The sequence below is a fragment of the Billgrantia campisalis genome, assembly GCF_022341425.1.
Lineage (GTDB): Bacteria > Pseudomonadota > Gammaproteobacteria > Pseudomonadales > Halomonadaceae > Halomonas > Halomonas campisalis.
The window spans coordinates 45,962-71,271 of record NZ_JABFUC010000006.1 but is presented as its reverse complement, the minus strand read 5'-3'; the positions used below and the strand labels follow the sequence as shown (position 1 = coordinate 71,271).

Below are 25,310 nucleotides of genomic sequence, written 5' to 3'. Positions count from 1 at the left end.
CTCCTCCCGTCACTCCGGCGTCAGGAACGCAGCAGAGCGGACCAGCGAACCAGCCAGGCCTCGAGGACCAGCTGGGGATTGGGGTTGCCGCCGGCAGCCAGCAGCCGGCGCTGTTCGCGCGCATAGTCCAGCAGGCGGAACCAGTCGCGCACCCGGGCGTTCTTGACCGCCTGCCGGTAGAGGGGTAACAGGTCGGCGTTGCGTACCCGTTCGCCGTCGCCGGACAGCCCCAGGCGGATCAGGTCCTCCAGCCAGGCGATACCGTACCACAGGATCGCCTCGGTGGACTGGCGATCCAGTCGCGCCGCCTCGGCCACCGGCTCGGCGCCGCGCACCAGGGCGTCGAAGGTCTCGTGAAGCTGCTGGCGCAGGGCCCGCGCCGGCGGAGCGGCCAGCTCGGTGGCCAGCAGCGGCAGACCGCCCGAGACCCGCCACCAGAAACGCGCCTCCTCCTCGCCGCCCAGCCGCTCGGCCAGCCAGCCGAGGCTGGGCTCGGCCTGGGGCTGCGGCAGGCTCCAGTGCTGGCAGCGGGAGCGGATGGTCGCCAGCAGGCGCGAGGGTACATCGGCCAGCAGCACGAACTGGGTCTTCTCGCCCGGCTCTTCCAGACTCTTGAGCAGGGCGTTGGCGGCCGCCACGTTCATGGCCTCCGCCGGGGCGATGACGATCACCCGGTGGCCGCCCTGCTGGGCGGTCTGGGCGACGAAGGCGTTGACCCCGCGAATCGGGTCGATGCGAATCTGGCGCTTGCCCTCTTCCGGCGAGACCCGCAGCAGATCCGGATGGTAGCCGGCGGCCAGCATGCGACAGGCGTGGCACTGCCCGCAGGCGACCTCCCCCGGGGCAAGGCACAGCAGACGGGCGATCAGCGCCTCGGCGAACTGCTGCTTGCCGACTCCGTGGGGACCGGAGAGCAACAGCGCATGGGGCAGCCGGCCGCTGCCGCTCAGGCTCAGGAACCGCTGCCACAGCGGCCGCTGCCAGGGCAGCGGGCCTGGCAGCTCAGGGGACGGCGCATCGGGTGTGGCTACAGCCATGGCGTCACCCGCTGCTCGAGACAGGCCTCGAGGCGCGCCTGGACGCTGGCAAGCGGCGCATCGGCATCGATCACGGCGATACGCTCGGGGTCGGCCTCGGCCCGGGCCAGGTAGGCCCGGCGCACCGCCTCGAAGAAGTCCCGCCGCTCCTGCTCGAAGCGGTCGCGAACGCCGCCGCTGGTGGTCAGGCGGCCCTCCAGTCGCCGCTGGGCGGCGGCCACCGGCATGTCCAGCAGCAGCGTCAGGTCGGGGGCGAGGCCCTGCTGTACGAAGGCTTCCAGCTCGGCGATCCGCGCCGCCTCGATGCCGCGTCCCCCGCCCTGGTAGGCGAAGGTGGCATCGGTGAAGCGGTCGCACAGCACCCAGGCGCCCCGCGCCAGGGCCGGGCGGATACGCTCGGCCAGGTGCTGGGCCCGGGCGGCGAAGATCAGCAGCAGTTCGGCGTCGTCGGCCAGCGGCTCATCCTGGGCGGGGTCGAGCAGCAGCCCGCGGATCGCCTCGGCGCGGGGCGTGCCGCCGGGCTCGCGGGTACGCACCACCTCGAGACCCCGCGCTTCCAGCCATTCGGCGACCCGCTCCAGATTGGTGGACTTACCGACCCCCTCGCCGCCTTCCAGGGTGATAAAGCGTCCGCGCTCGGCCATCTGCGTCTCCTTACTGGCGATTGCGGATATACCGGTTCACGGCATTGTTGTGCTCGCGCAGGGTCCGCGAAAAATGATGGGTGCCGTCGCCGCGGGAGACGAAGTAGAGCGTCTCGCCCGGCAGCGGGTCGACCGCCGCCTCCAGCGAGGCGCGCCCCGGCATGGCGATCGGGGTGGGCGGCATGCCATCGATCACGTAGGTGTTGTAGGGCGTCGCTTCGCGCAGGTCGGCGCGGGTGATGCGGCCATCATAGCGCTCGCCCATGCCGTAGATCACCGTGGGGTCGGTCTGCAGGCGCATGCCCTGCTCCATGCGCCGCTTGAAGACGCCGGCGATCTCGCGCCGCTCCTCCGGAGCGCCGGTCTCGCGCTCGATCAGCGAGGCCATGATCAGCGCCTCATAGGGAGTGTCGATGGTCAGATCGTCGCTGCGCCCTTCCCACACCTCCTCGAGGATGCGCTCCATGCGCGATAGCGCCTGCTGGAGGATCTCCAGGTCGCTCATGCCCTTGTGGTAGCGATAGGTGTCGGGGAAGAACCAGCCCTCGGGATGCTCCCCCTCGCGCCCCAGCAGCGCCATCACCTCGTCGTCATCCAGGCCCGCCGTGCGGCTCTCGAGCTTGGGCGCCGCGTCCAGCGCGGCCCGCATCTGGCGAAAGGTCCAGCCCTCGGGAATCGTCAGCGGGTAGGTGACCACCCGGTCGCTGCCCAGCAGGGCGATCAAGTCGCGCCCGCTCATCCCGGGCTCGAGCATGTACTCGCCGGCGCGAAGCCGGGGGATCGACTCGGGCTCGATGCGGGTCAGCAGGCGAAACGCCCAGTCGTCGCGAATGATCTCGCGCTTCGCCAGATCCGCCACGACCCGGTTGTAGCCGGCGCCGCGCGGCACTTCGTAGAGGGTCTCCTCCTCTACCGCGATCGGCGCCTGCAGGCGGCTTTCCCAGTAGCGGTAGCCGGCGAAGGCCGCCACACCGGCCACCACGACCAGCACCGTCAGGATCTTGACTAGACGCAGCATGCGTTGTCCTCGTTAACTTGCCATGCTGGGCGAATAACCCAGCAGCCTATGCGCTTCGGCCTGCAGGGAGCGGTGCGCCTCCCCCGGTGCCCAGCGCTTGAGTTCGCTGCCCCGGGCGTCGTCGAGCCGGGCCAGCGGCCAGACCCCCTGCAGCGAATTGCCCAGCCAGGCCGCCTCGGCGTCGAGCAGCACCTCGGGGCCCGCGTCCACCTCGGCGATGGGCAGCGCCTCGAGCAGGGCGGCGCGCAGCGTGCCGGCCACGCCGCAGCGGTCGAGACGCGGGGTTTCCAGCCGCCCGTCCCGCCGCCAGAACAGGTTCATGCAGGTGGCCTCCACCAGCCAGCCGTCGCTGTCGCACAGCAGCCCCTCGGCCACCTCGGGGTCCTGCCACTCTTGGCGGGCGAGGACATTCTCGAGGCGGTTGAGGTGCTTGAGCCCGGCCAGGGCGGGCTGGAGGCCGAGGCGCAGCCGGCATAGCCGAACCCGCACCCCCGCTCGCCAGCGATGCGGCTGCGGGCTGAAGGGCGCGGCCTGCCAGCGCAGCCGCGGTGACGGCTCCGCCGGCGGCAGGTAGCCACGCCCGCCGCTGCCGCGGGTCAGGATCAGCTTGAGGACCCGCAGGCCCTCACCCGCCTGTCCGGGCAGGCTGTCCAGCCGATCCCGCGCGGGCATCGGCAGCCCCAGCGCTCGGCAGCCCCGGGCGAGGCGGGCCAGGTGGGCCTCCCACAGCAGCGCCTCACCGTCGCGCACCAGCACGGTCTCGAACAGGCCGTCGCCATAGGCCAGGCCGCGGTCGTCCAGGGGTACCGCGCCCTCTTCCGGCAGCCGCGACTCGCTCATCACACCTTGGTGAAGACCAGGGTGCCGTTGGTGCCGCCGAAACCGAAGGAGTTGGAAAGTGCCACCTCGACCTTCATGTCACGGGCGGTATGCGGCACGTAGTCGAGTTCACAGCCCTCCTGGGGATTGTCCAGGTTGATGGTCGGCGGTGCCACCTGGTCGCGGATGGCGAGCACCGAGAACACCGCTTCCACGGCGCCGGCGGCGCCCAGCAGGTGGCCGATCATCGACTTGGTGGAGCTGACCGCCACCGACTTGGCCGCCTCGCCCATCACCGCCTGGACGGCGCGGCTCTCAGCCAGGTCGCCGGCCGGTGTGGAGGTGCCGTGAGCGTTGATGTAGTCGATGGCCGATGCCTCGATACCGGCATCGCGAACGGCATTGCGCATGGAGAGCGCCGCGCCGCTGCCGTCGACCGGCGGCGCGGTCATGTGGAAGGCGTCATCGCTCATGCCGAAGCCGGCCAGCTCGGCATAGATGGTCGCGCCCCGGGCCTTGGCATGCTCATACTCCTCCAGCACCAGCACGCCGGCGCCGTCGGAGAGCACGAAGCCGTCGCGGTCGCGGTCCCAGGGACGGCTGGCCGCCTCCGGTGCCTCGTTGCGGGTCGACAGCGCCCGGGCGGCGGAGAAACCGCCGAGGCCCAGCGGCGTGGTGGCCATCTCGGCACCGCCACAGAGCATCACGTCGGCATCGCCATAGGCGATGGTGCGGGCGCTGTAGCCGATATTGTGGGTGCCGGTGGTGCAGGCCGTGGTGATGGCGATATTGGGTCCGCGGAAACCGTGCAGGATCGCCAGGTTGCCGGAAATCATGTTGATGATCGAGCCGGGCACGAAGAACGGCGAGACGCGCCGCGCCCCGCCCTTGTTCAGCGCATTGTGGTTATGCTCGATCATCGGCAACCCGCCGATCCCGGAGCCGATCGCCACACCGATGCGCTCGGCATTTTCCTCGGTGCATTCGATGCCGGCATCACTGATGGCCTGGGCGCCCGCCGCCACGCCATACTGAATGAACAGATCCATCTTGCGGGCCTCTTTGGGGTTGAGGTAAGGGCTGATATCGAAGCCCTTGACCGACCCCCCGAAGCGGGTATTGAAGCCGCTGGCATCGAAATGCTCGATTGGGGCAATGCCGCTTTTGCCGGCCAGGATATTGGCCCAGCTTTCCTTGACGGTGTTGCCCACCGGCGTAACCAGACCCAGCCCGGTCACCACAACTCTACGAGCCATCAGCACTCCTCCAGACAACCTTGGTGACACGACCCGTTTGCTGGGCCGCCGTTGCGCGCATTATAACGAACATCGCCCCGTATGGGGCAGTCGCAGCCCACAAAGCGAAAAAGCCGCCCTGGCGTCAGGACGGCTTTCCACGGCCCTGTAGCAGGGCCTCTCGCTCAGCAAGCAGCAACTGCCACGCCTTTACTGATGGGCGTTGACGTAGTCAATGGCTTCCTGAACGGTAGTGATCTTCTCGGCTTCTTCATCGGGAATCTCGGTATCGAATTCCTCTTCGAGCGCCATGACCAGCTCGACAGTGTCCAGGGAATCAGCGCCCAGGTCCTCGGTGAAGGAGGAGCTATTCTGGATGTCCTCTTCCTTGACGTTCAGGCGCTCGGCCACAACCTTCTTCACGCGCTCTTCGATGGTGCTCATTATGACGTACTCCAGTCGTTCACGTTAGCCGTTCTGATGACCAGCCGGGTGGTCCGCAACCTCAAGCTGCGGGGTAGTTTATAGACGCCCCCCTGTCGGCGCAACCGCCGACAAACAAGGGCTTCAACGCATGTTCATGCCGCCGTTGACCTGCAGGGTCTCGCCGGTAATGTAGCCGGCGCTCTCGCCGGTCAGAAAGCCGACGGCGGCCGCGATTTCCTCGGGCTCGCCCAGCCGCGACAGCGGAATCTGGGTCAGCAGCGCCTTGTGCTGCTCCTCGGGCAGCGACCGGGTCATGTCGGTGGCGATGAAACCCGGCGCCACCGAGTTGACGGTGATCGCACGTGTCGCCACCTCGCGGGCCAGCGCCCGGGTGAAGCCCTCCATGCCGGCCTTGGCGGCAGCATAGTTGCTCTGCCCCAGGTTGCCCATGGTGGCCACCACCGAGCTGATGTTGACGATGCGCCCGAAGCGGGCCCGGGTCATGCCGCGCAGACAGGTCTTGGTGACGCGATAGACCGACTTCAGATTGGTGTCGAGTACCGAATCCCACTCCTCTTCCTTCATCCGCATCAGCAGGTTGTCGCGGGTGATACCGGCATTGTTGACCAGAATGGTCGGGGCGCCGAACTCCTCGCTGACCGCCTTGACCAGCGCGTCCACGCTGGCCTGATCCGTCACATCCAGGGCACGCCCGGCCCCCTCGATGCCGCTGGCACGCAGGTCCTCGTCGATCCTTGCGGCGCCGGCTTCGGTGGTGGCCGTACCGATCACCACCCGTCCCTGGCGGCCCAGTTCATGGGCGATGGCGCGACCGATGCCGCGACTGGCGCCTGTCACCAGGGCGATTCTGCGTTCGCTCGTCATAGCTGTTCCCGATATGCATGCTGTTTGAAGAGGGGTCGCCCCCGGCGACTCACTGACCGGCCTTCTCGCGAGCCAGCTCCAGGGCAGCCTCAAGGCTGTCGGGGTCATTGACCGCCAACCCCTTGGTGCCGCGGGCAATCCGCTTGCCAAGCCCGGTGAGCACCTTGCCCGGGCCACACTCGATGAACACCTCGGCGCCGTTTGCGGCCATCGCCTCCACGCAGGAGGTCCAGCGCACCGGCTGATAGAGCTGCTCCACCAGGCGGGTGCGCAGAGTCTCTACGTCGGCATGGGGCTGGGCGTCGACGTTCTGGTAGACCGTGTAGCGCGGCGACCGCATGTCGAGCGCGGCCATGGCCGCCTCGAGCCGCTCGGCGGCAGGACGCATCAGCGCGCAGTGCGAGGGCACCGAGACCGGCAGCGGCATGGCCCGCTTGGCGCCGGCCTCCTGACAGGCCGCCACGGCACGCTCCACGGCTGCCTTGCTGCCGGCGATCACCACCTGGCCCGGCGCATTATAGTTGACGGCAGAGACCACTTCATCCTGGGCAGTGTCGGCGCAGACCTTTTCCACCACTGCATCGTCGAGACCCAGAATCGCCGCCATGGCCCCCTGCCCCTTCGGCACCGCCTGCTGCATGGCCTCGCCGCGCAGTTTCACCAGGCGCACCCCGTCGGCGAAGCCCAGCACTCCGGCACACACCATGGCGCTGTACTCGCCCAGGCTATGCCCCGCCATGGCGCCGGGCCGGGGGCCCTCCAGCTCCTGCCAGACGCGCCAGATCGCCACGCTGGCGGTCAGCAGCGCCGGCTGGGTGCAGGCGGTGGCGTTGAGCGCCTCCTCGGGCCCCTCCTGGACGACCTGCCAGAGGTCATAGCCCAGGGCGTCGGCAGCCTCCTCGAAGGTGGTACGCACCACGCTGTAGCGCTCGGCCAGCTCACGCAGCATGCCAATCTGCTGGGAGCCCTGCCCGGGAAATACGAGGGCAAGGGGTTGAGTCATGTCATTCACCTTTACTCTTGTTGAGTGCTGTCCTGCCTGGTCTTGCCTGCCGTCGCGGCCTGGCCCCGAGCTCCTGGGCCAGTCGTGACGGGAGATCCTGGCTGACCTCGCGTGCGGCCCGTAGCACCGCGTAGGAAAAGCCGGTGGCATCCGCCCCGCCGTGGCTCTTGATCACGATGCCGGCCAGCCCCAGCAGGCTGGCGCCATTGTAGCGCACCGGGTCCAACTCCCCCTTCAGGCGCCGCAGCGCCGGCCGGGCCAGCAGCCCCACCAGGCGGCTGCTCCAGTGCGCCTCGAAGGTGGTCTGTACGCGCTCGATCAGCATCCGTGCCAGCCCCTCGCTGGCCTTCAGCACCGCGTTGCCGACGAAGCCATCGCAAACCACCACGTCCGCGGCACCGGCGAAGATACCATCGCCCTCGACGAACCCACAGTAGCGAAGCCCCGGCAGCTCGCGCAGCCAGGCATCGGCCTCGCGGACGCTGGCACTGCCCTTGGTCCCCTCGCTGCCCACGTTGAGCAGCGCTACCCGGGGAGCCTCCAGGCCGTCCACATGCCGCGCCATCACATCGCCCATGCGGGCGAAGTCGACCAGCCGTTCGGCGCCGACATCGACGTTGGCCCCCAGGTCCAGCAGATAGCAGAGCCCTTCGCCGCGCACGGGAATGGCGGTGCTGATCGCTGGACGCGGAATATCCGCCACCATGCCCAGCTCGCGGCGGGCCAGCGCCATCAGGGCGCCGGTATTGCCCGAGCTGACCCCGGCCACGGCATGCTTGCCGGCCAGGTGCCCGAGCATCTGCGCCATGCTGCTCCGCTCGCCGCGACGCAGCGCATCGGAGGGCCGCTGATCCTGACGGATCACATCGGCCGCGTGATGGACGGCCAGATGCGAACCTGCCGCGGCAAGGTGCCGCGGCAGACTCTCAAGCTCGATTTCCAGCAGGGAACGCGGGCCGAACAGATCGACTTCCAGTCCCGGCCATGCCTGCACCGCGACGGCTGAACCCTGAACCGCCGCGCGTGGACCGGCGTCGCCACCCATGGCATCGACGGCAATCCGCACGCTCAGGCACCGGGCCGCTTCGGCAAAGTGCCGAGCTTAGGCGTCGACGACCTTGCGGCCACGATAGAAGCCGTCGGGAGAGACGTGGTGGCGCAGGTGAGTGGTACCGGTTTCCTTGTCCTGGGACAGGGTCGGGGCGCTCAGGGCGTCGTGGCTACGACGCATGCCGCGCTTGGAACGGGTCTTGCGATTCTGTTGAACTGCCATGAGGTGTCACTCCAGAGTGAATCGAGGATAGGTCAGTTTTTGCCCTTGAGGCGGCGCAGCACCTCGAAGGGACTTGCGGGAGTCGGCTCCGAGGACTCGGCCTCCTCACCGCTGCTCAGCTGGTCGCGCGAAACCCGACACTGGGCCTCGTCGTGGTAAACCACCTGGGGCAGGCTGAGAATGAGCTCATCCTCGACCACCACCAGCAGGTTCAGCTGTTCGTTTTCCACCAGCACCGGCTCGTGGGTGCTCGGCAGCTCGGCCGCCAGCGCATCGCTGGTGACCATTCCCAGCAGGAAGTCGCTCTCGACGCGCTGGAACAAGGGCTCGAGGCAGCGCCGACAGGGCAGCTGCAGCTCGGCCTCCAGGCGACCGCGAATCTCGCGGCGCCCCTGGGCGTCGATGGCGAACGTCAGCCACACCCGGCAATCGCCGACCTGAGCGCCGACATGCTCAGCCAGGCGCTCGAACTGGTCGAGCGCCATCAGGCCTTCGAGGCGCTCGGCGCGGGCGGCGAGCTTGTACGGCTCGACCCGTTGGGGAAGTCGTGAAGTCAACATAGGCGCGCAATGATAGGCACTCCCCCCGCCCCTGTCAAAGCCGCCGTCACGGCGGGTTACAATGGCGGCACCAAGGGTCACGACGGCCCCACCCACAGGCTGAACACAGGCTAATCACAGCGACCACCACAAGGAGCACCGCATGCCCCGACTCGTCCTCGCTTCCGGCTCACGCTGGCGACGCCAGCTGCTCGACCGCCTGGGCCTGCCCTATACCTGGGCGAGCCCCGACATCGACGAGACGCCACGCCCGGGCGAATCGCCCGAGGCGCTGGTACACCGCCTGGCGCTGGCCAAGGCCAACCGCGTCGCCGCCGACCACCCCGAGCACCTGATCATCGGCTCCGACCAGGTGGCCCTGTTCGACGGCGAGATCCTCGGCAAGCCGGGCGATGCGGCCACCGCCCGTGCCAACCTGGCGCGCTTCTCGGGACAGCGGGTTCGCTTCCTCACCGGCCTGGCACTGGTGGATACCCGCGCCAACCGCCACTGGGTCGGCCACGAGCGCTACGATGTGGTATTCCGGCGGCTCGGCGAGGGCGAGATTGCCCGCTACGTCGAGCGCGAGCAGCCGCTGGACAGCGCCGGCAGCTTCCGCATGGAGGGACTGGGCATCGCCCTGTTCGACAAGCTCGAGGGCGATGACCCCAATACGCTGATCGGCCTGCCGCTGATCCGCCTGTGCGCCCTGCTGCGCGAAGCGGGGCTGGACCCGCTGGCTCCGTAAGGCGCAAGGCGCTGTCAGTTCAACTGATAGCGCACCGGCGAGCCGCTCGAGGGCACCCCCAGCCACTCCGCCGCAACCCGACCGAATCGGCGACTGAGGCGCTCGAAGGGATCGAGGCGCGGCGTGTAATCGTGCAGGCGCACCTCGCCCAGGCGCTCACGCGAGATGCCGTGGAGCGTGTCGATGCCGTCCACCAGCCCCAGCTCAAGGGCCTGCTCGCCGCTCCACACCAGCCCGGAATAGAGTCGGTCGTCCTCGGCCAGACGATCCCCTCGCCCATCGCGCACTGCCTCGATGAACTGGCGGTGGGTGGTGTCGAGGACCGACTGCCAGAATTGCCGCTGCTCCGGGGCCACCGAGGAGAAGGGATCGAGGAACGCCTTGTTGTCTCCGGCGGCGTAGACGCGGCGCTCCACGCCCAGCCGCTCGATGGCTTCCTCGAAGCCGAAACTGGCGAAGACCACCCCGATGGAGCCGACCAGGCTGGCCGGCGCGGCGACGATCTCGTCGGCCGCGGCGGCAATGTAGTAGGCGCCACTGGCGCCGACGTCCTCGATCACCGCAATGATCGGCTTGTCACCCTGCTCGCGCAGCCTGATCAGCTCGTCATAGATGCGCTGGGACTGCACCGGGCTGCCGCCGGGGCTATCGATATGCAGCACCACCGCCGCGGCGCGATCGGCCTCCCAGGCTCGCCTGACCCCCTCGATGATGCGCTCGGCGCTGGCCGGCGACTCCCCATCGATCACCCCGCGCACCTTGACCACCCCCAGGTGCTCGCGCTCGGGCTCACGGGAAACCTGGGTGCCGAAGATGCCGTAGAGCGTGGTGGCCAGCAAGGCCAGGATCAGCAGGGCGAAGAAGAAGCGGAAGAACAGCTTCCAGCGGCGGGTGCGGCGCTGCTCGACCAGCACACCGTCGATCCAGCGATCCAGCATCTGCTGCTGGGCCAGGCGCTGGCGCTCGCGCAGGGTCTCGGCGCTCTCCGGCTCGGGCGGCGGCGCCTGCTTAGCGGCCTGCTTCGCTTCCCTGGCCTCTTCGGGGCCCAGCTCCGGCCCCTGGGTCCAGCGGTCATCGCGCTTGTCATCATCGCTCATGGGCTTGGTGCACTCCTATTGCCGACCGACTCATCTGACCTGCTTTTCTGATCTGCTTTCGCGAGCTGGCTCAGCGATCGAGCCAGTCGAACAGCTCCTCCACCTCGCCGGCGGTGAACACCGGGCGACTCGCGGCAAGCCGCTGGGGCGCATGCACTCCCCAGGTCACCGCGACCCGATCCATCCCCAGGGCACGCGCCATCTCCAGGTCGTATTCGGTATCGCCAACCATGACCGACTCGCCGACGGCGACGCCAAGTTCGGCAAGCAGCTCTTCGAGCATCTGCGGATGCGGTTTCGAGCGGGTCTCGTCGGCAGTGCGGCTGGCATGGAACCAGCCGCCGCTGTCGCTCTCACGGAACACCCGATCCAGCCCGCGGCGACTCTTGCCGGTGGCCACCGCCAGGCGCCGATCATGACGCTCGCGCAGCCGTGCCACGCCGGCCTCTACCCCGGGAAAGAAGCGCATGGGCGTGGTGTCGCCCTGCACGAAATGGAAGGCATAGCGGCTGCGCAGCAGCTCCGCCCGCTCCGGGTCAATGCCAGGGCACAGGCGCTCAATGGCCTCGGGCAGACCCAGGCCGATGATATCGCGCACCGCCTCGTCGGCCAGCTCTCCCCAGCCGGCCTCACGGGACGCCGCCTGCATGCTGGAGACGATACGGGCGGCGGAATCCATCAGGGTGCCGTCCCAGTCGAAGATCATCAATCGATAGCGCATCAGGGCTCCGGTCGGTCGAGTGGGCTCATCGGGCCGCGCGGGCTCGGGCCAGCAGGGCCTCCAGGTCGTCGGGCAGCGGGGCGCGAATCTGCACCGGACGACCGCTGGTGGGCTCGGGAAAGGTCAGCGCTGCGGCATGCAGAAACAGCCGCGACAGCCCCAGCCGCCTGGCCAGACTCTCCCCCTCCCGCGAACCGTACTTATCGTCGCCCAGCAGCGGATGACCGGCATGGGCGGCATGCACGCGAATCTGATGGGTGCGCCCGGTCACCGGCTCGGCCGCCACCAGGGTGGCCTTCTCGAAGGTCTCACGCACCGCGAAACGGGTGCGTGCCACCTTGCCGGCGGCATCCACGCGCACCCGGCGCTCGCCGTTACCGGCGTCGTAGCGGTCGAGCCGGGCGCTGACGAAATCGCGCCGCGCCGGCCAGCGCCCGGCCACCAGTGCCAGATACTGCTTGTCCATCCGGTGCTGCTTGAGGGCGTCATTGAGGGCCAGCAGCGCCGGGCGCGACTTGGCCAGCAGCAGGCAGCCGGAGGTGTCGCGATCCAGGCGATGCACCAGTTCCAGAAAGTCGAGGTCCTCGCGCACCTGGCGCAGCGCCTCGATCAGGCCGATCTTGACCCCGCTGCCACCGTGCACGGCCAGACCCGCCGGCTTGTTGATCACCAGCCAGTCGCGCCCCTCCACCAGCACGCTGCCGGCCAGCAGGTTGCGCAGGCTGTCGCTGACCGCCCTGACCGCCTCGCGGGGTGCCAGCCTGAGGGGGGGAATACGCACCAGATCGCCCACCGCCAGTCGGGTATCCGCCTTGACGCGCTTCTTGTTGACCCGCACCTCACCCTTTCGCACGATGCGGTAGACGAGGGTTCGCGGCACGCCTTTCAGACGCGCCATCAGGAAGTTGTCGATGCGCTGACCCGCCTGGCCGTCGCCCACTTCCACCCACTGCACGTCGCGTCCTTCGGTCATGTGACTCCCGCTCGAGAAATCGTTGTGAATCGGCATTCTAACGCACTCCGGGGCGCCCTGCGCCAATTGCCGGTATGGGGTATTACTGCTATATTGCCAGCTCGCTCGGATGGATCCCTTCGGTCCCATGGCGCCTGCCCGACAGACACGCAGGCCGGAGCGACGAAATCGGGCCGCAACGACCCCCATAAAGAGGTCCTGCCGCCGACGAGTGACGCGATATCTGCAAGACTCAGAGTCAGGTGCAAGACAGCTGGGGCCAGTGCAACATCCGCTGGCCCGATACGAACAAGCAGTAACGCCACGCCCGGATCCCGGCCCGCCAACGCTCTGCTGGCGGGCGGTGGCCACGGGAATCGTTCAACATCGTGCCGGTGGCCGGCGTTGGCGAATCGATGAATGCCAGGTGTCTGGCGGTGACCGCAGGGCCGGATGGGCGAAGCCCCACCGAGACATGTCCTGCCTCCGCCACGTACTCAACATGATCATCTCGAGCCGGAGCTCTACTGGGCCGGCTCGAGCGGGCGCCATTGCGCATCCGTGACATGCGCTGAGCTACAAGCACGCAGCACCCAGAGGTTCGCCTTCGTCGTCGCCTTCGGGCGCCCGCCGGCGCGCCCAGTTTGCGAGACAACATGAAACGGATGCTCATCAACGCGACCCAGCCCGAAGAGCTGCGTGTCGCTCTGGTCGATGGACAGCGCCTCTACGACCTGGACATCGAATCCGGTGCCCGGGAACAGAAGAAGGCCAATATCTACCGCGGCAAGATCACCCGTGTAGAGCCCTCCCTCGAAGCCGCCTTCGTCGACTTCGGCGCCGATCGCCACGGCTTCCTGCCGCTCAAGGAGATCTCCCGCGAATACTTCCTGAAAGAGACCTCCGGTCGCCCCAGCATCAAGGAGGTGCTCAAGGAGGGCCAGGAAGTCATCGTTCAGGTCGATAAGGAGGAGCGCGGCAACAAGGGCGCCGCCCTCACCACCTTTATCAGCCTGGCCGGCCGCTTCCTGGTGCTGATGCCCAACAACCCCCGCGCCGGCGGCATCTCGCGGCGCATCGAGGGCGAAGAGCGCAGCCAGCTCAAGGAAGCCATGGGCCAGCTCACTGTGCCCGACAAGATGGGCGTGATCGTGCGTACCGCCGGCATCGGCCGCTCCACCGAAGAGCTGCAGTGGGACCTGGACTACCTGGTGCAGGTGTGGGAATCGATCACCGAGGAGGCCGGCAAGCGCCCGGCACCCTTCCTGATCTACCGCGAATCCAACGTCATCATTCGCGCCATGCGCGACTACCTGCGCCAGGACATCGGCGAGGTGCTGATCGACAGCGAGACAGTTCATCAGGAGGCGCTGGCCTTCATCCGCCAGGTGATGCCCTCCTACCAGCAGAAGATCAAGCTCTACGCCGACGAAGTCCCGCTCTTCTCGCGCTTCCAGATCGAGTCGCAGATCGAGACCGCCTACGAGCGCGAGGTGAAGCTCCCCTCCGGCGGCTCCATCGTCATCGACCACACCGAGGCGCTGGTCTCCATCGATATCAACTCGGCGCGGGCCACCCGCGGCAGCGATATCGAGGAGACCGCCCTGCAGACCAACCTGGAAGCCGCCGACGAGATCGCCCGCCAGCTGCGCCTGCGGGATATCGGCGGCCTGGTGGTCATCGACTTCATCGACATGAGCCCGGCGCGCAACCAGCGGGAGGTCGAGAACCGCATGCGCGACGCCCTCAAGCTGGATCGCGCCCGGGTGCAGATCGGCCGTATCTCGCGCTTCGGCCTGATGGAGATGTCCCGCCAGCGCCTGCGCCCGTCGCTGGGCGAGACCAGCGGCGTGGTCTGCCCGCGCTGCAACGGCCAGGGCACCATCCGCGATGTGCGCTCCCTGTCGCTCTCCATCATGCGCCTGATCGAAGAAGAGGCCATGAAGGAGCGCAGCGCCCAGATCCGCGCCATCCTGCCGGTGCCGGTGGCCACCTACCTGCTCAACGAGAAGCGGGCGGTGCTGGCCGAGATCGAGCGCCGCCAGGGGGTACAGGTGATCATGCTGCCCAACCCCGACATGGACACCCCTCACTACGACGTGCAGCGCCTGCGTGACGACCATGTCGAGGAAGAGGGTGGCGTGGAGAAATCCAGCTTCGAGCTCTCGGTCGATACCGAGGTGGGCAAGGAGCCGGACACCAGCGGCACCCGGCCGGTGCAGCGCGCCGAGGCGGCCGTCAAGACGGTCATCCACAACGAGCCGGCACCCAGCTCCCTGCAGCAGGAGCCTGCCAGCCCCGCCACCCCGCCGCCTGCGGCACCGGCGCCAGCGCCGGTTGCCGCGGGCGTGCTCGGCCGACTGGTCAAGGGCGTGGCCAAGTGGCTTGGCAGCGGCGAAGAGCAAGACACCGGCCGCGATCAGCCGCGTAAGCCGAGCGCCCCACAGCAGCCGACTTCCCGCAGCGCGACGGACGGCGAGGAGCGCGGCGGCAAAGGGCGCAGCCGCCGACCCCGCAGCGAACGTACCGACACACGCGACGACGGCCGCGGCCAGCGAGGCCAGGGGCGTCAGCAGGAGCGCGGCGACGCCCGCCAGGACAGCGACAGCCGCGGCGGTCGCCAGACCCGCGGCGGCCGTGGCCAGCGCCCGGACAGAAGCCCGCAGCAGGAGGACAGCGGCCGTCAGGGTGGCCGCAGTCAGCAGGGCCGCAGCCAGCAGGATAGCGGCGGCCGTCAGGCCAGCCAGCCGTCCGCCCGGGACAGCGGTCGCGACACGGCGCCTAGCCGCCAGCGGCCGGAAAGCACCGACAAGGTCGCCGACAAGGCCAGCGAGAAGACGGCCGAGGTCGCCGGCGACAAGGCGGAGAGCGGCAAGCCCAAGCGCACCCGCAACAACCCGCGCAACCGCTCGCGCCAACATGCCATCAATCCCCAGGCCGAAGCCGAGCAGCAGCGGCTGCAGGCGCAAGCCGCCACGGCGCAGCCGGTAGAGGGGGCCGAGAAGGCCGCCGAGGCGCCCAAGGCCGAGACCAAGCCTGAAGCGAAGCCGGCCGAGAAGGCCGCCGAGGCGCCCAAGGCCGACGCGAAGCCCGAGACCAAGCCCGAGACCAAGCCTGAAGCGAAGCCGGCCGAGAAAGCCGCCGAGGCGCCCAAGGCCGAGCCGAAGCCCGAGGCCAAGCCCGACGCCAAGCCGGCCGAGAAGGCCGCCGAAGCGCCCAAGGCCGAGACCAAGCCTGAAGCGAAGCCGGCCGAGAAAGCCGCCGAGGCGCCCAAGGCCGAGCCGAAGCCCGAGGCCAAGCCTGAAGCGAAGCCGGCCGAGAAGGCCGCCGAAGCGCCCAAGGCCGAGTCGAAGCCCGAGGCCAAGCCTGAAGCGAAGCCGGCCGAGAAGGCCGCCGAAGCGCCCAAGGCCGAGTCGAAGCCCGAGGCCAAGCCCGACGCCAAGCCGGCCGAGAAGGCCGCCGAGGCGCCCAAGGCCGAGTCGAAGCCCGAGGCCAAGCCTGAAGCGAAGCCGGCCGAGAAGGCCGCCGAAGCGCCCAAGGCCGAGTCGAAGCCCGAGACCAAGCCCGACGCCAAGCCGGCCGAGAAAGCCGCCGAAGCGCCCAAGGCCGACGTGAAGCCCGAGCCGAAGCCGGCAGAAAAAGCCGCCGAGGCCAAGCCTGAAGCCAAGCCGGCCGAGAAAGCCGCCGAAGCGCCCAAGGCCGAGTCGAAGCCCGACGCCAAGCCGGCTGCCTCCGATAGCGACAACGGTGGCAAGGAGTCGGCGGCGTCCCGCCGCCGCCGGCGTCGCGCCCACAACGACCCGCGGGAGATCCGCCGGCGTGAGCAGGAAGCCAAGGCCCAGGACGGCAAGCAGGGCTGAAGCCCCGCCCGACGAAAACGCCCGCGCATTTGCGCGGGCGTTTTCATTTTGCTGGCTATCTTTCGATGGCCGGCTACTTTCGGAGGCCGGCTACTTTCGGAGGCGATCCATTGATCGGCTGCCCCTGGCGGAGCTCTGGCAATCAACCCGCCAGGCGTGGCTCACGCTCCAGCTCGACACCAAAGCGTTCCGTCACCCGGCCAGCCACCGCTGCGGCGAAGGCAAGCAGCTCGGCGGCACTGCCACCACCGAAGTGCACCAGTACCAGGGCCTGGCGCTCATGCACGCCGAAGTGGCCCTCACGCCAGCCCTTGAGGCCACAGCGGTCGATCAGCCAGCCGGCGGCCAGCTTGACCCGCCCATCGGGCTGCACGAAGTGGGGCATCCCGGGATGGTCGGCCAGCAGCCGCTCGGCCAGTTCTCCCCGCACCAGCGGATTCTTGAAGAAGCTGCCGGCATTGCCGAGGTGCCGCGGGTCGGGCAGCTTCTCGCGGCGAATCGCGCATACCGCCTCGGCCACCGCCAGCGGTGTGGGCCCTCCCCTCACCCGGCTCGCCAGATCACCGTAATCGAGCCGTGGCCGCGGGGCTTGCGATAGCCTAAGCACCAGGCGGGTGATCACCACGCGCCCCTCCAGCTCACCCTTGAAGACGCTGTCGCGATAGCCGAAGGCGCAGTCGGCGGGCGTGAATACCGCCTCGCGCCCATCCGCCAGGTAGCGCAGATGCACCGCCTCCAGCACCTCGCAGAGCTCCACGCCGTAGGCGCCGATATTCTGGATCGGCGCGGCACCGCAGCGGCCGGGAATCAGCGCCAGGTTCTCGACGCCCCACAGCCCGCGGCCGGCCAGCGCCATCACCAGTTCGTGCCAGTTGACGCCGGCCTCGACGTGCACGCGCACGCTGTCAGCATCGCCCTCCTCCAGCCACCAGTCGGCCATGGCCGGCTGTACCACCAGCCCGGGCAGCCGCTCGGGCAGGATCAGATTGCTCCCCCCGCCCAGCAGCGTCAGCGGCCAGCCCCGCTCGGCCGCCAGCCGCAGCGTCGCGCAGAGCTGGGCATCGCTGACCGCTGCCGCGAGGCGCTCGGCCACACAGGGCAATCCCAGGGTGTTGGCGCGCGACAGGTCGTGTTCGGTCAGGATCGTCGCACTCAATGGCGCCCCGCTTCGAGGCGCCGGTGCAGTTCCGCCACCAGCCCCCGGGAGGCCGCCTCGATCAGGTCGAGCACCTCCTCGAAGCCCTGCTCGCCGCCGTAGTAGGGATCGGGCACCGCCCGGTCCGGCTCGCCGGCGAAGGCCAGGAACAGCCCGAGGTGGGCCGTGCAATCCGCCGGCCGGCGCGCTTGCAGCGCCGCCAGGTTGTCGTGATCCATGGCCAGCAGATAGTCGAAACGCTGAAAATCCGCGTCACACAGCTGGCGGGCACGCAGCTCGCCCAGCTCGATGCCACGCTGGGCCGCGGCCTGCTGGGCCCGGGAATCGGGCGCCTTGTCCACGTGCCAAGAGCCGATACCGCAGGAGTCGACCGCCACCCGCTCGGCCAGGCCGGCGGCCGCCAGCTGCCGGCGAAACACCCCCTCGGCGGTGGGCGAGCGGCAGATGTTTCCAAGACAGACAAAGAGCACACGCATGGTCAGCCTCCTCGCTTGATAGTGCCCAACAGCGCCCGCACGCGCTCCAGGTCCTCGAGCGTATCGACGCCGGCGGGATTGGGTTCGCTGGCCAGCGCCACCTGGATGGCATGGCCGTGGTGCAGCGCGCGCAGCTGCTCCAGCTGCTCCCGCTGCTCCAGGGGCGATGGCGGCCAGCGGCGGTAGTCGGAAAGAAAGCCGGCCCGATAGGCGTAGAGTCCGATATGGCGCAGCCAGGCATCGCCCTCGAGGCGCGCGGGCCGGGTGGCCAAGGCCTCCCTGTCCCAGGCCTCTCTATCCCAGGGCACGGGGGCGCGGGAGAAATAGAGCGCCCGGCCGGAGTGCGCCCGGACCACCTTGACCACATTGGGATTGAACAGCGACTCGACGTCGGCGATCGGTTCGGCCAGGGTGGCGATGGAGGCCACCGGGTCGTCGAACAGCCGGGCCGCCACCTGGTCGATCAGGCCGGGGGGAATCAGCGGCTCGTCGCCCTGGACGTTGACCAGCACCGCCTCGTCGGCCAGGCCCAGCCGCTCGGCCACTTCGGCCAGGCGATCGGTGCCCGAGGGGTGGTCGGCGCGGGTCATCACCACCTCGGCGCCCCATGGCGCCAGCGCCTCGCGGATGCGCGCGTCATCGGTGGCCACCACCACCCGCGAGGCCGAGCTCTCGCAGGCCCGCCGCCAGACATGGGCGACCATCGGCGCACCGCCAATGTCGAGCAGCGGCTTGCCCGGCAGCCGCGACGCGCCATAGCGCGCCGGAATCACCGCGATAAAGGCGTTCGTGTCGGTTGTTGCCGCCGCCCGGCTCATGGCTCGCCCGTGCGCCCCGGCGAAGCCGGCAGCTTCTCGTCGACGTCCATCTGGCGCGCCTCCTCGGGCAGCATCACCGGAATGCCGTCGCGAATCGGGTAGGCCAGGCCGTCATAATGGCAGCACAGCTCCTGGCGCTCCCGGTTGTACTTCAGCTTGCCCTTGCACAGCGGGCAGACCAGCATCGCCAGCAGTTCCTTGTCCATCGTTGCACCTCCACACACTGGGAATCGTTCGCCGCCGGCTTGGGCCTGCGGGGTCACTAAGAAATCATTTCTGCCCGCCGCAACGCCTCCACGCGACCGCTAAGCCAGGCCGCGAAGCCGGGGGCGGGTTCGGCTTCCACCTCCAGCACCCAGCCATTGGCCGGCGCGACGTCTCGGCACTTCTCGGCATCCTTGGCGGTCATCACCACCGGCCGCTGATCGCCGAAATCGAGATCGCCGCCGCTGAAGGGGTGATGATCGGCGAAGGGATGCTCTATCACCTCCAGGCCCAACCCCTCCAGGGTGGCGAAGAAGCGGCGCGGATTGCCGATGCCGGCCACCGCGTGTACCGACCCCGCAAACGGCGGCGGCGAAAGCCCATGCGCCGAGCCGTCGGCCAGCGAGCGCCAGCACCGCGGCGCCAGGCGAAACCCCCAGGCGCCCTCGGGCGGGGGGAAGGCCGGTTCGCCGTTGATCAGCAGTGCATCGACCCGCGCCAGGCGCGTCAGCGGCTCACGCAGCGGCCCGGCGGGCAGGCAGTGTCCGTTGCCGAAACCGCGGGCGCCGTCGACCACCACCAGTTCGATGTCGCGCCCCAGCGCCAGGTGCTGCAGGCCGTCGTCACTGATCAGGATATCGCAGCCCAGTTCGCGCAGCATCCGCGCTCCGCGCGGTCGGTCCGGGTCCACCACCACCGGCAGGCCAGTCTGACGGGCCAGCATGCGCGGCTCGTCGCCGCACTGGACCACCGGGGTGTCCTCGGCCACCCGCAGCGGGTAGTCGGCGCCCTTGCCGCCATAGCCGCGGGAGACGATGCCCGGCCGCCAGCCATGTTCGCTGAGCCAGCGCGCCAACCAGGCCACCAGCGGCGACTTGCCGGTACCGCCCAGGGTCAGGTTGCCGACCACGATCACCGGCACCTCGGCCCGCCACACCTCGCGCCGCCCGTCGCGGTAGGCCGCGGCGCGGCGCGCCACTGCCAGGCGGTAGAGCGCGGCCAGGGGACGCAGCGCCACAAGCCAGGGAGCGCCGCGGTAGGCGGCATCCAACCAGCGCTCGCCGAGGCCCATCATGCCTCCTGGAACTGCAGTCGATGCAGGGCGGCATAGGCGCCGTCGCGGGCCAACAGTTCGGCATGGGAGCCCTGCTCGACGATCCGCCCCTGCTCCATGACCAGGATGCGGTCGGCGCGCTCGATGGTGGAGAGCCGATGAGCGATGACGAAGGTGGTACGACCGCGGCATACCTCTTCCAGGGCCGCCTGGATATAGCGCTCCGACTCGGTATCCAGAGCCGAGGTGGCCTCGTCGAGAATCAGCAGCGGCGCGTCCTTGAAGATCGCCCGGGCGATGGCCAGGCGCTGGCGCTGGCCGCCGGAGAGCATCACCCCGTTATCCCCCACCACCGTGTCATAGCCCTCGGGCAGCGGCTCGATGAACTCATGAGCGTGGGCGGCCCGGGCGGCCGCTTCCACCGCCGCCGGATCGGCGTCGGGCTCGCCGTAGGCGATGTTGTCGGCAATGCTGGCATTGAACAGAGTGACCTGCTGGGAGACCAGGGCGATCTGGCGACGTAGCGGGGCCAGGCGGTAGTCGTCCAGCGGCACGTTATCGATCAGCAGCCGCCCCTGGGTGGGGCGGTAGAAACGCGGCAGCAGGCCCACCAGGGTCGACTTGCCGCTTCCCGAGCGGCCGACGATGGCGATCATCTCCCCGGCCTGCACGTTCAGGTTGATCCCTCTGAGCACCTCGGGCTGATTGTCACCGTAGCGGAAGTGCACGCCCTCGAAGACCACCCGGCCTTTCAGGCGTCCCGGCTCCACGCTGCCCTCATCGGGCTCGGCGGGCACTTCGAGCAGGCCGAACAGCTCGGCGGAGGCGGCGATCCCCTTCTGGATCTCGCTGTTGACCTCGGTGAGCTGGCGCACCGGCTTGGCCATCAGCGAGGCCGCCGTGATGAAGGCCACGAACTCCCCCGGGGTCATGTCCGCCATCAGCGCCGGCGACATCGCCAGCCACACCAGCACCGCCAGCGACAGCGCCACCAGCAGCTGGATCACCGGGGTACTGATCGCCTTGGTCAGCGCCTCCTTCATGCTCTGCTGGCGGTTGTAGTCGCTGGCCGCGGCGAAGCGGGCCTTTTCGAAGGCCTCGGCGCCGTGTGTGCGCACCACTCGGTAGCCGGTCAGCGCCTCGGAGGCCACGTGGGTGACGTCACCCATGGAGTGCTGAATGCGCCGCGAGATGCGCCGGAAGCGCTTGCTGGCATAGCTGACCACGCCGCCGATCAGCGGGGTCACCGCTACGAACAGCAGCGTCAGCATCCAGTTGGTCCACAGCAGGTAGGCCAGCAGGCCCAGCACGAAGAGCCCCTCGCGCAGCACGATGGTCACCGCCTTGGTGGCCGCGCCGGTGACCTGCTCCACGTGATAGGTGACCCGGGAGATGAGATGGCCGCTGGAGTGGGCATCGAAGAAGCGTCCCGGCAGGTGCAGCATATGATCGAAGACGTTGCAGCGCAGCGCATGGACCACGTTGCGCGCCACGTTGCTCATGAAGTAGGTGCCGAGAAAGGTGCCCAGCCCCCGGGCGGCGAACATGCCCACCACGAACATCGGCAGAAAGAGCCGAAAGCTGGCGGTGGGGTCCTGTATGCCGTCGATCAGGCGCTTCATCATCTCTGCCAGGGCGGTACTGGAGGCGGCATAAATGGTATAGCCGAGAATCGCCAGCAGGAAGGAAACCCAGTGGGGTTTCACATAGCCCAGCAGGCGCCGGTAGAGCGTCCAGCCCGAGTGTTGGTTGCCGTCTTGAGTCACGGTGTCTCCGTTGGCTGCGGTGGCGGCGAAGCCTCCCGGGTGGCGATGCGTACCCGCTGAATGCCCAGCGCGCCCGCTTGGTCGAGCGCCCTGACCACGTCGGCATGGGCGGCGCGGGCATCGGCTTCCACCACCAGCCCGTGCTGGCGGGCCAGGTCGGCCTCGGCCGCCAGCGCCTCGCCCAGACCCGCGGCGGCAAGTTCACGCTCCCCGAGCCGATAGCCCCCCTGCTCGGTGACCACCAGGGTCACCGGCGAGCGCTCCAGGTCGGTGCCGGTAACGCTCTCCGGCAGGGTGAGCTCCAGCGCCTGGCGGGTCTCGAAGGTGGTGGAGACCATGAAAAAGATCAGCAGCAGGAAGACGACGTCGATCAGCGGCGTGAGGTTGACCTCCACCGGGTCGCGGCGCCGACGCACGAACCTCACGAGCGCTTCACCTCCGGCGCGATGCGCCCGTCGGCCTCGCGCCGGTCGTCATCGGTCCTGGCGCCGCGGCGCTCGCCCTCCTGCCCTTCGGCAAAGCCCAGCTCGCCCTGATAGTGGGCGAGAAACTCCACCACCTGGCCGGCCTGCTCCTCCATGCGCACGGTGATGTCCTCGACCCGGCGCTGGAAGTAGCGGTGAAACATCAGCGCCGGGATGGCCACGGTGAGGCCGGCGGCAGTGGTCACCAGGGCCCGCGAAATCCCGCCGGCCAGGTCGGCGGTGCGGCTCGCCCCATCGCCGGCGACGATCACCGAGAACACCTCGATCATGCCCACCACCGTGCCCAGCAGGCCGATCAGCGGAGTGATGGCGGCGATGGTGCCGAGCGGGCTGAGGAAGCGCTCCATGTCGTGGATCACCGCGGTGGCGGCCTCCTGTAGCCGGGCGCGCACCTGCTCATGACCCAGCCGCGCGTTGCGCAGCCCGGCGGCCAGCACCCCTCCCAGCGGCGAGTGGGCCTCCAGCCAGTAGAGATTGACCTGGCCACGCACCACCAGGCCGCAGACCTCCTGGCCCAGGCCGTAGGGGGCGATGCGCTTGGCACGCAGGGTCCACAGGCGCTCGATGACGATCACCGTGGCCACCAGCGAGCAGCCGAGCAGCGGCAGCATCAGCCATCCCCCGGCGACGAGCGCGTCCATCACGTCCATCCTCACCTCTCCTTACGCGGCCCGGACGGCATCCAGGCTGGCCATCAGTGGGGCGATTCTACCGCATGGCACCCCCCTTCGACACCGCTGCGGCGCCAGGGGGCCGCACGCGCGGTGGTCGGGGTGATCTTGCCGTCGCCGCCCAGCCACAGGGTCACCGCGCCATCCTCGGCGGTGCTCCACTGACAGCTCCCGGCGCGTCGGAAGCGTCGCACCACCTCGGCGTGGGGGTGGCCGAAGGCATTGTGGCGGCCGGCGCTGTAGATCACGTGCTCGGGCGAGAGTCGCTGCACCAGCTGCGGACCCGAGCTGGTACGGCTGCCGTGGTGGCCGGCGACCAGCGCGGTGAGAGGCCTCTCGACATCCAGCAGGAAGGCCCGCTCGATCCGGCGGCCCACGTCGCCGGTGATCAGCAGGCGATGCTCGCCGGCGGTCACTTCCAGCACACAGGAGCGGTCGTTACTGGAAAGCTCGGCGGTGTCCCGGGGCGGCCACAGCACCCGGTAGCGGACCCCGTCGCGCTCCCAGCGCTGGCCGCGAAGGCAAGGCGCGAAGGGTACGCCGATCGACTCGCCCGGCGGGGCCAGAAACTCGCCGACACGGTGCTGTTCGGCCAACAGCGGCACGCCGCCGGCATGGTCGAGGTCGTCATGGCTGACCAGCACCGTATCGAAACGCTGCCCCGCCGGCCACAGCGACGCCAGCGGCGCAAAGCCGGAGCGGTAGCGCGGCCCGGTATCGTAGAGCAGCCGATAGCCGGCGCTGCGCAGCTCCACCAGTTGCCCCTGCCCCACGTCCTGCACTCGAACCCGCAGCGCACCGGGCTCCGGCTCGGGGGGCGCCAGGGTCAGCATGGCCAGCGCCAGCAAGGCACTGCCGCCGAGGCGCAGCCCCGCCACCAGCCCGGGCAGCGCCCAGAGTAGCGCCACGAGGCCCAGCATCAGCGCCAGCGGCAGCACTGTCTCCGGTACGGGCCACCAGGGCGGCAGCCAGCTCACGGCGAACTCGAGCAGCGCGATCAACGCCAGGGCGAGGCGCTCGAAGAGCCACCAGCACAGCGCCGACAGGGGTGGCAGCGGCGCCAGCAGCCATCCCGCCAACCCCAGCGGCACCAGCAGCGAGCTGACCAGCGGCACCGCCACCAGGTTGACCAGCGGTGCGGCCGGCGCCAGCCGGGCGAAGGCCAGCAGCACGGCGGCCGCCATCAAGGGTGCCAGCAGCAGCTGAGTGCGCACCAGGGCCCAGACCCAGCCGCCCACACCCCGCGGCCGCGCACGCCCCTGCCAGATCAGGATCAGTAGCGCCACCGCCACGAAGGAGAGCCATAGCCCCGGTCGCCACACCGACAGCGGATCGACCAGCACCACCAGCCCCAGCGCCAGCCACCAGGCCTGCCAGGGCCCAGGGGCGTGGCGCCCGCTGGCCACCCACAGCCCCACCAGGGTCATGAGCATGGCGCGCATGGCCGGCGGCTGGAGCCCCGACAGCCAGGCGTAGCCGATGGCCGCGGCACCGGCCAGCCACCAGGGCCAGGTCGCCAGGCGCCAGCGGCCGGGCGTCACTAGCCGGGCCACGCCGCGCGTCACCAGCAGGGTGAAGGCGGCCACCAGGCCCACGTGCAGCCCCGAGATCACCATCAGGTGGGTCGTGCCACTGGCATTGAGCAGATCCCAGTCCTCGCGCTCGAGACGCTCGCCGGCGCCCAGGGTCAGCGCCGCCAGCCAGCGGTAGGCCGTCGGCGACAGATCGCGTTCGTGGAGATGGGTCAGTGCCAGACGCCGCGGCGAGGCCCCCGGGGCCGCCAGCCTTTTCGGTGACGGCTCGTCACGCACGTAGCCGGTGGCCTGGATGCCTTCGCGCCATAGCCAGGCGCGGTAGTCGAAGGCGCCGGGGTTGGCGAAGCCCGCCGGAGGCCGCAGCCGCACGGTCAGCGCCCAGCGCTCGCCGGGCTGCATGGGCGGGGCCTGGAAGTGACTGATACGAATGCGGCGCAGGTCGTCACAGGGCAGCCGGCCGGGTGCCAGCGGGCGGCAGTCGTCGACTCGCAACAGCAGTCGCGTCAGCGCCCCCTGCGTCGCCACCGACTCCAGCCGGCCCTCCACCGCCAGATCGGCGCGCAGCAGGCCGTCCGGCAGGTCAGCCCCCCGGGCCAGCAGCAGCTGTCCCGCCGTCAGCGCCACCACCGCGACCAGGCCCAGCTGTCGCCAGCGCCCCGCCGCGGCGAAGCCCAGCAGCGCAAGCCCCCAGGCCTCCACCACCCCCGGCGGCGCCAGCCAGCCCAGCGCCACGCCGCCAAGGCTCGCCAGCGCCAGCGGTATCGCCACCCCCATACGCACTCCCTTGCCCAGCGGCCGCCGCCCGAGCGCACTGGAACGACGGCAAGCTCTCCCTGGCATCGCCTGCGGCGTCCGTCGTATTCATGCCAACGGCATGGCGACACCCTC

25 protein-coding genes are annotated in these 25,310 nt (G+C 69.5%); 2 read left to right on the top strand and 23 right to left on the bottom strand.

The genetic code is table 11. From position 1 onward, the window contains the following. Positions 1-20: 20 nt before the first annotated feature. The 11 genes from HOP52_RS08805 to HOP52_RS08755 form a co-directional block, all read right to left on the bottom strand. Positions 21-1,037 carry a DNA polymerase III subunit delta' gene (locus tag HOP52_RS08805; RefSeq protein WP_238977003.1) on the bottom strand — a complete coding sequence of 339 codons (1,017 nt, stop codon included), beginning with the start codon at positions 1,035-1,037 and terminating at the stop codon, positions 21-23. Further along, a complete protein-coding gene (gene tmk / locus HOP52_RS08800; RefSeq protein WP_238977002.1) occupies positions 1,028-1,681 on the bottom strand; it encodes a dTMP kinase in 654 nt (217 codons plus the stop codon). The genes HOP52_RS08805 and tmk overlap by 10 nt, the downstream gene beginning before the upstream one ends. A 10-nt stretch (positions 1,682-1,691) precedes the next feature. Next, positions 1,692-2,699 (bottom strand): endolytic transglycosylase MltG, encoded by a 1,008-nt coding sequence (mltG, locus tag HOP52_RS08795; RefSeq protein WP_238977001.1) that lies wholly within the window; start codon positions 2,697-2,699, stop codon positions 1,692-1,694. A 12-nt stretch (positions 2,700-2,711) separates the two neighbouring features. Further along, positions 2,712-3,539, bottom strand: a complete 828-nt coding sequence (gene pabC, locus HOP52_RS08790) for an aminodeoxychorismate lyase (protein WP_238977000.1) — start codon at positions 3,537-3,539, stop codon at positions 2,712-2,714. Next, entirely contained in the window at positions 3,539-4,777 is a 1,239-nt protein-coding gene (fabF, locus tag HOP52_RS08785; RefSeq protein WP_422677701.1) for a beta-ketoacyl-ACP synthase II, read from the bottom strand. Before fabF ends, pabC begins: the two co-directional genes overlap by 1 nt. A 186-nt stretch (positions 4,778-4,963) precedes the next feature. Beyond that, on the bottom strand, positions 4,964-5,197 hold the full coding sequence (acpP, locus tag HOP52_RS08780; protein WP_008956801.1) for an acyl carrier protein: 234 nt from the start codon (positions 5,195-5,197) through the stop codon (positions 4,964-4,966). Positions 5,198-5,320: 123 nt separating this feature from the next. Further along, positions 5,321-6,064, bottom strand: coding sequence for a 3-oxoacyl-ACP reductase FabG (gene fabG, locus HOP52_RS08775; protein ID WP_238976998.1), 744 nt, complete (start codon positions 6,062-6,064; stop codon positions 5,321-5,323). Between the two features lie 49 nt (positions 6,065-6,113). Then, complete coding sequence (gene fabD, locus HOP52_RS08770; protein ID WP_238976997.1) at positions 6,114-7,067, bottom strand: ACP S-malonyltransferase; 954 nt, start codon at positions 7,065-7,067, stop codon at positions 6,114-6,116. Between the two features lies 1 nt (position 7,068). Next, the gene (gene plsX, locus HOP52_RS08765; RefSeq protein WP_238976996.1) at positions 7,069-8,133 is read right to left on the bottom strand and encodes a phosphate acyltransferase PlsX; all 1,065 of its coding nucleotides are present in this window, start codon (positions 8,131-8,133) and stop codon (positions 7,069-7,071) included. Positions 8,134-8,169: 36 nt separating this feature from the next. Continuing rightward, the gene (rpmF, locus tag HOP52_RS08760) at positions 8,170-8,340 is read right to left on the bottom strand and encodes a 50S ribosomal protein L32 (protein WP_021820795.1); all 171 of its coding nucleotides are present in this window, start codon (positions 8,338-8,340) and stop codon (positions 8,170-8,172) included. 32 nt (positions 8,341-8,372) lie between these two features. Then, positions 8,373-8,900 carry a YceD family protein gene (locus tag HOP52_RS08755; protein ID WP_238976995.1) on the bottom strand — a complete coding sequence of 176 codons (528 nt, stop codon included), beginning with the start codon at positions 8,898-8,900 and terminating at the stop codon, positions 8,373-8,375. A 142-nt stretch (positions 8,901-9,042) separates the two neighbouring features. On the opposite strand from HOP52_RS08755, the gene HOP52_RS08750 reads away from it, so the two are divergent. Further along, the gene (locus tag HOP52_RS08750; protein WP_238976994.1) at positions 9,043-9,627 is read left to right on the top strand and encodes a Maf family protein; all 585 of its coding nucleotides are present in this window, start codon (positions 9,043-9,045) and stop codon (positions 9,625-9,627) included. Between the two features lie 14 nt (positions 9,628-9,641). Here HOP52_RS08750 and sppA read toward each other — a convergent pair whose 3' ends face one another. The 3 genes from sppA to HOP52_RS08735 form a co-directional block, all read right to left on the bottom strand. Beyond that, positions 9,642-10,724 carry a signal peptide peptidase SppA gene (gene sppA / locus HOP52_RS08745; RefSeq protein WP_238976993.1) on the bottom strand — a complete coding sequence of 361 codons (1,083 nt, stop codon included), beginning with the start codon at positions 10,722-10,724 and terminating at the stop codon, positions 9,642-9,644. 70 nt (positions 10,725-10,794) lie between these two features. Further along, complete coding sequence (locus HOP52_RS08740; protein ID WP_238976992.1) at positions 10,795-11,445, bottom strand: HAD family hydrolase; 651 nt, start codon at positions 11,443-11,445, stop codon at positions 10,795-10,797. A 25-nt stretch (positions 11,446-11,470) separates the two neighbouring features. Next, positions 11,471-12,418, bottom strand: a complete 948-nt coding sequence (locus HOP52_RS08735) for an RluA family pseudouridine synthase (protein WP_238976991.1) — start codon at positions 12,416-12,418, stop codon at positions 11,471-11,473. A gap of 635 nt (positions 12,419-13,053) precedes the next feature. Here HOP52_RS08735 and rne point away from each other — a divergent pair. Next, the gene (rne, locus tag HOP52_RS08730; RefSeq protein ID WP_238976990.1) at positions 13,054-16,257 is read left to right on the top strand and encodes a ribonuclease E; all 3,204 of its coding nucleotides are present in this window, start codon (positions 13,054-13,056) and stop codon (positions 16,255-16,257) included. Between the two features lie 142 nt (positions 16,258-16,399). Here the strand turns inward: rne and murB are convergent, their stop codons facing one another. From murB to HOP52_RS08685, 9 genes are read right to left on the bottom strand one after another with little or no spacing between them, the layout of a single operon-like run. Then, on the bottom strand, positions 16,400-17,413 hold the full coding sequence (murB, locus tag HOP52_RS08725; RefSeq protein ID WP_238976989.1) for a UDP-N-acetylmuramate dehydrogenase: 1,014 nt from the start codon (positions 17,411-17,413) through the stop codon (positions 16,400-16,402). After that, entirely contained in the window at positions 17,410-17,889 is a 480-nt protein-coding gene (locus tag HOP52_RS08720) for a low molecular weight protein-tyrosine-phosphatase (RefSeq protein ID WP_238976988.1), read from the bottom strand. Before HOP52_RS08720 ends, murB begins: the two co-directional genes overlap by 4 nt. 2 nt (positions 17,890-17,891) lie before the next feature. After that, positions 17,892-18,707 (bottom strand): 3-deoxy-manno-octulosonate cytidylyltransferase, encoded by an 816-nt coding sequence (kdsB, locus tag HOP52_RS08715; RefSeq protein WP_238976987.1) that lies wholly within the window; start codon positions 18,705-18,707, stop codon positions 17,892-17,894. After that, positions 18,704-18,913, bottom strand: a complete 210-nt coding sequence (locus HOP52_RS08710; RefSeq protein ID WP_238976986.1) for a Trm112 family protein — start codon at positions 18,911-18,913, stop codon at positions 18,704-18,706. Before HOP52_RS08710 ends, kdsB begins: the two co-directional genes overlap by 4 nt. A 56-nt stretch (positions 18,914-18,969) precedes the next feature. Continuing rightward, a complete protein-coding gene (gene lpxK / locus HOP52_RS08705; protein ID WP_238976985.1) occupies positions 18,970-19,983 on the bottom strand; it encodes a tetraacyldisaccharide 4'-kinase in 1,014 nt (337 codons plus the stop codon). Further along, the gene (msbA, locus tag HOP52_RS08700; protein ID WP_238976984.1) at positions 19,983-21,731 is read right to left on the bottom strand and encodes a lipid A export permease/ATP-binding protein MsbA; all 1,749 of its coding nucleotides are present in this window, start codon (positions 21,729-21,731) and stop codon (positions 19,983-19,985) included. The genes lpxK and msbA overlap by 1 nt, the downstream gene beginning before the upstream one ends. Further along, positions 21,728-22,156, bottom strand: a complete 429-nt coding sequence (locus HOP52_RS08695) for an ExbD/TolR family protein (protein WP_238976983.1) — start codon at positions 22,154-22,156, stop codon at positions 21,728-21,730. Before HOP52_RS08695 ends, msbA begins: the two co-directional genes overlap by 4 nt. Continuing rightward, a complete protein-coding gene (locus HOP52_RS08690; RefSeq protein ID WP_238976982.1) occupies positions 22,153-22,866 on the bottom strand; it encodes a MotA/TolQ/ExbB proton channel family protein in 714 nt (237 codons plus the stop codon). Before HOP52_RS08690 ends, HOP52_RS08695 begins: the two co-directional genes overlap by 4 nt. 44 nt (positions 22,867-22,910) lie before the next feature. Beyond that, a complete protein-coding gene (locus HOP52_RS08685) occupies positions 22,911-25,196 on the bottom strand; it encodes a DNA internalization-related competence protein ComEC/Rec2 (RefSeq protein ID WP_238976981.1) in 2,286 nt (761 codons plus the stop codon). Positions 25,197-25,310: the final 114 nt, after the last annotated feature.

Bases quoted from the DNA above. Each gene is read 5' to 3' on its own strand.
- HOP52_RS08805 (WP_238977003.1), bottom strand. From the start codon at position 1,037: ATGGCTGTAGCCACACCCGATGCGCCGTCCCCTGAGCTGCCAGGCCCG.
- tmk (WP_238977002.1), bottom strand. From the start codon at position 1,681: ATGGCCGAGCGCGGACGCTTTATCACCCTGGAAGGCGGCGAGGGGGTC.
- mltG (WP_238977001.1), bottom strand. From the start codon at position 2,699: ATGCTGCGTCTAGTCAAGATCCTGACGGTGCTGGTCGTGGTGGCCGGT.
- pabC (WP_238977000.1), bottom strand. From the start codon at position 3,539: ATGAGCGAGTCGCGGCTGCCGGAAGAGGGCGCGGTACCCCTGGACGAC.
- acpP (WP_008956801.1), bottom strand. From the start codon at position 5,197: ATGAGCACCATCGAAGAGCGCGTGAAGAAGGTTGTGGCCGAGCGCCTG.
- fabG (WP_238976998.1), bottom strand. From the start codon at position 6,064: ATGACGAGCGAACGCAGAATCGCCCTGGTGACAGGCGCCAGTCGCGGC.
- fabD (WP_238976997.1), bottom strand. From the start codon at position 7,067: ATGACTCAACCCCTTGCCCTCGTATTTCCCGGGCAGGGCTCCCAGCAG.
- rpmF (WP_021820795.1), bottom strand. From the start codon at position 8,340: ATGGCAGTTCAACAGAATCGCAAGACCCGTTCCAAGCGCGGCATGCGT.
- HOP52_RS08755 (WP_238976995.1), bottom strand. From the start codon at position 8,900: ATGTTGACTTCACGACTTCCCCAACGGGTCGAGCCGTACAAGCTCGCC.
- HOP52_RS08750 (WP_238976994.1), top strand. From the start codon at position 9,043: ATGCCCCGACTCGTCCTCGCTTCCGGCTCACGCTGGCGACGCCAGCTG.
- sppA (WP_238976993.1), bottom strand. From the start codon at position 10,724: ATGAGCGATGATGACAAGCGCGATGACCGCTGGACCCAGGGGCCGGAG.
- HOP52_RS08740 (WP_238976992.1), bottom strand. From the start codon at position 11,445: ATGCGCTATCGATTGATGATCTTCGACTGGGACGGCACCCTGATGGAT.
- HOP52_RS08735 (WP_238976991.1), bottom strand. From the start codon at position 12,418: ATGACCGAAGGACGCGACGTGCAGTGGGTGGAAGTGGGCGACGGCCAG.
- rne (WP_238976990.1), top strand. From the start codon at position 13,054: ATGAAACGGATGCTCATCAACGCGACCCAGCCCGAAGAGCTGCGTGTC.
- HOP52_RS08720 (WP_238976988.1), bottom strand. From the start codon at position 17,889: ATGCGTGTGCTCTTTGTCTGTCTTGGAAACATCTGCCGCTCGCCCACC.
- kdsB (WP_238976987.1), bottom strand. From the start codon at position 18,707: ATGAGCCGGGCGGCGGCAACAACCGACACGAACGCCTTTATCGCGGTG.
- HOP52_RS08710 (WP_238976986.1), bottom strand. From the start codon at position 18,913: ATGGACAAGGAACTGCTGGCGATGCTGGTCTGCCCGCTGTGCAAGGGC.
- lpxK (WP_238976985.1), bottom strand. From the start codon at position 19,983: ATGGGCCTCGGCGAGCGCTGGTTGGATGCCGCCTACCGCGGCGCTCCC.
- HOP52_RS08690 (WP_238976982.1), bottom strand. From the start codon at position 22,866: ATGGACGTGATGGACGCGCTCGTCGCCGGGGGATGGCTGATGCTGCCG.
- HOP52_RS08685 (WP_238976981.1), bottom strand. From the start codon at position 25,196: ATGGGGGTGGCGATACCGCTGGCGCTGGCGAGCCTTGGCGGCGTGGCG.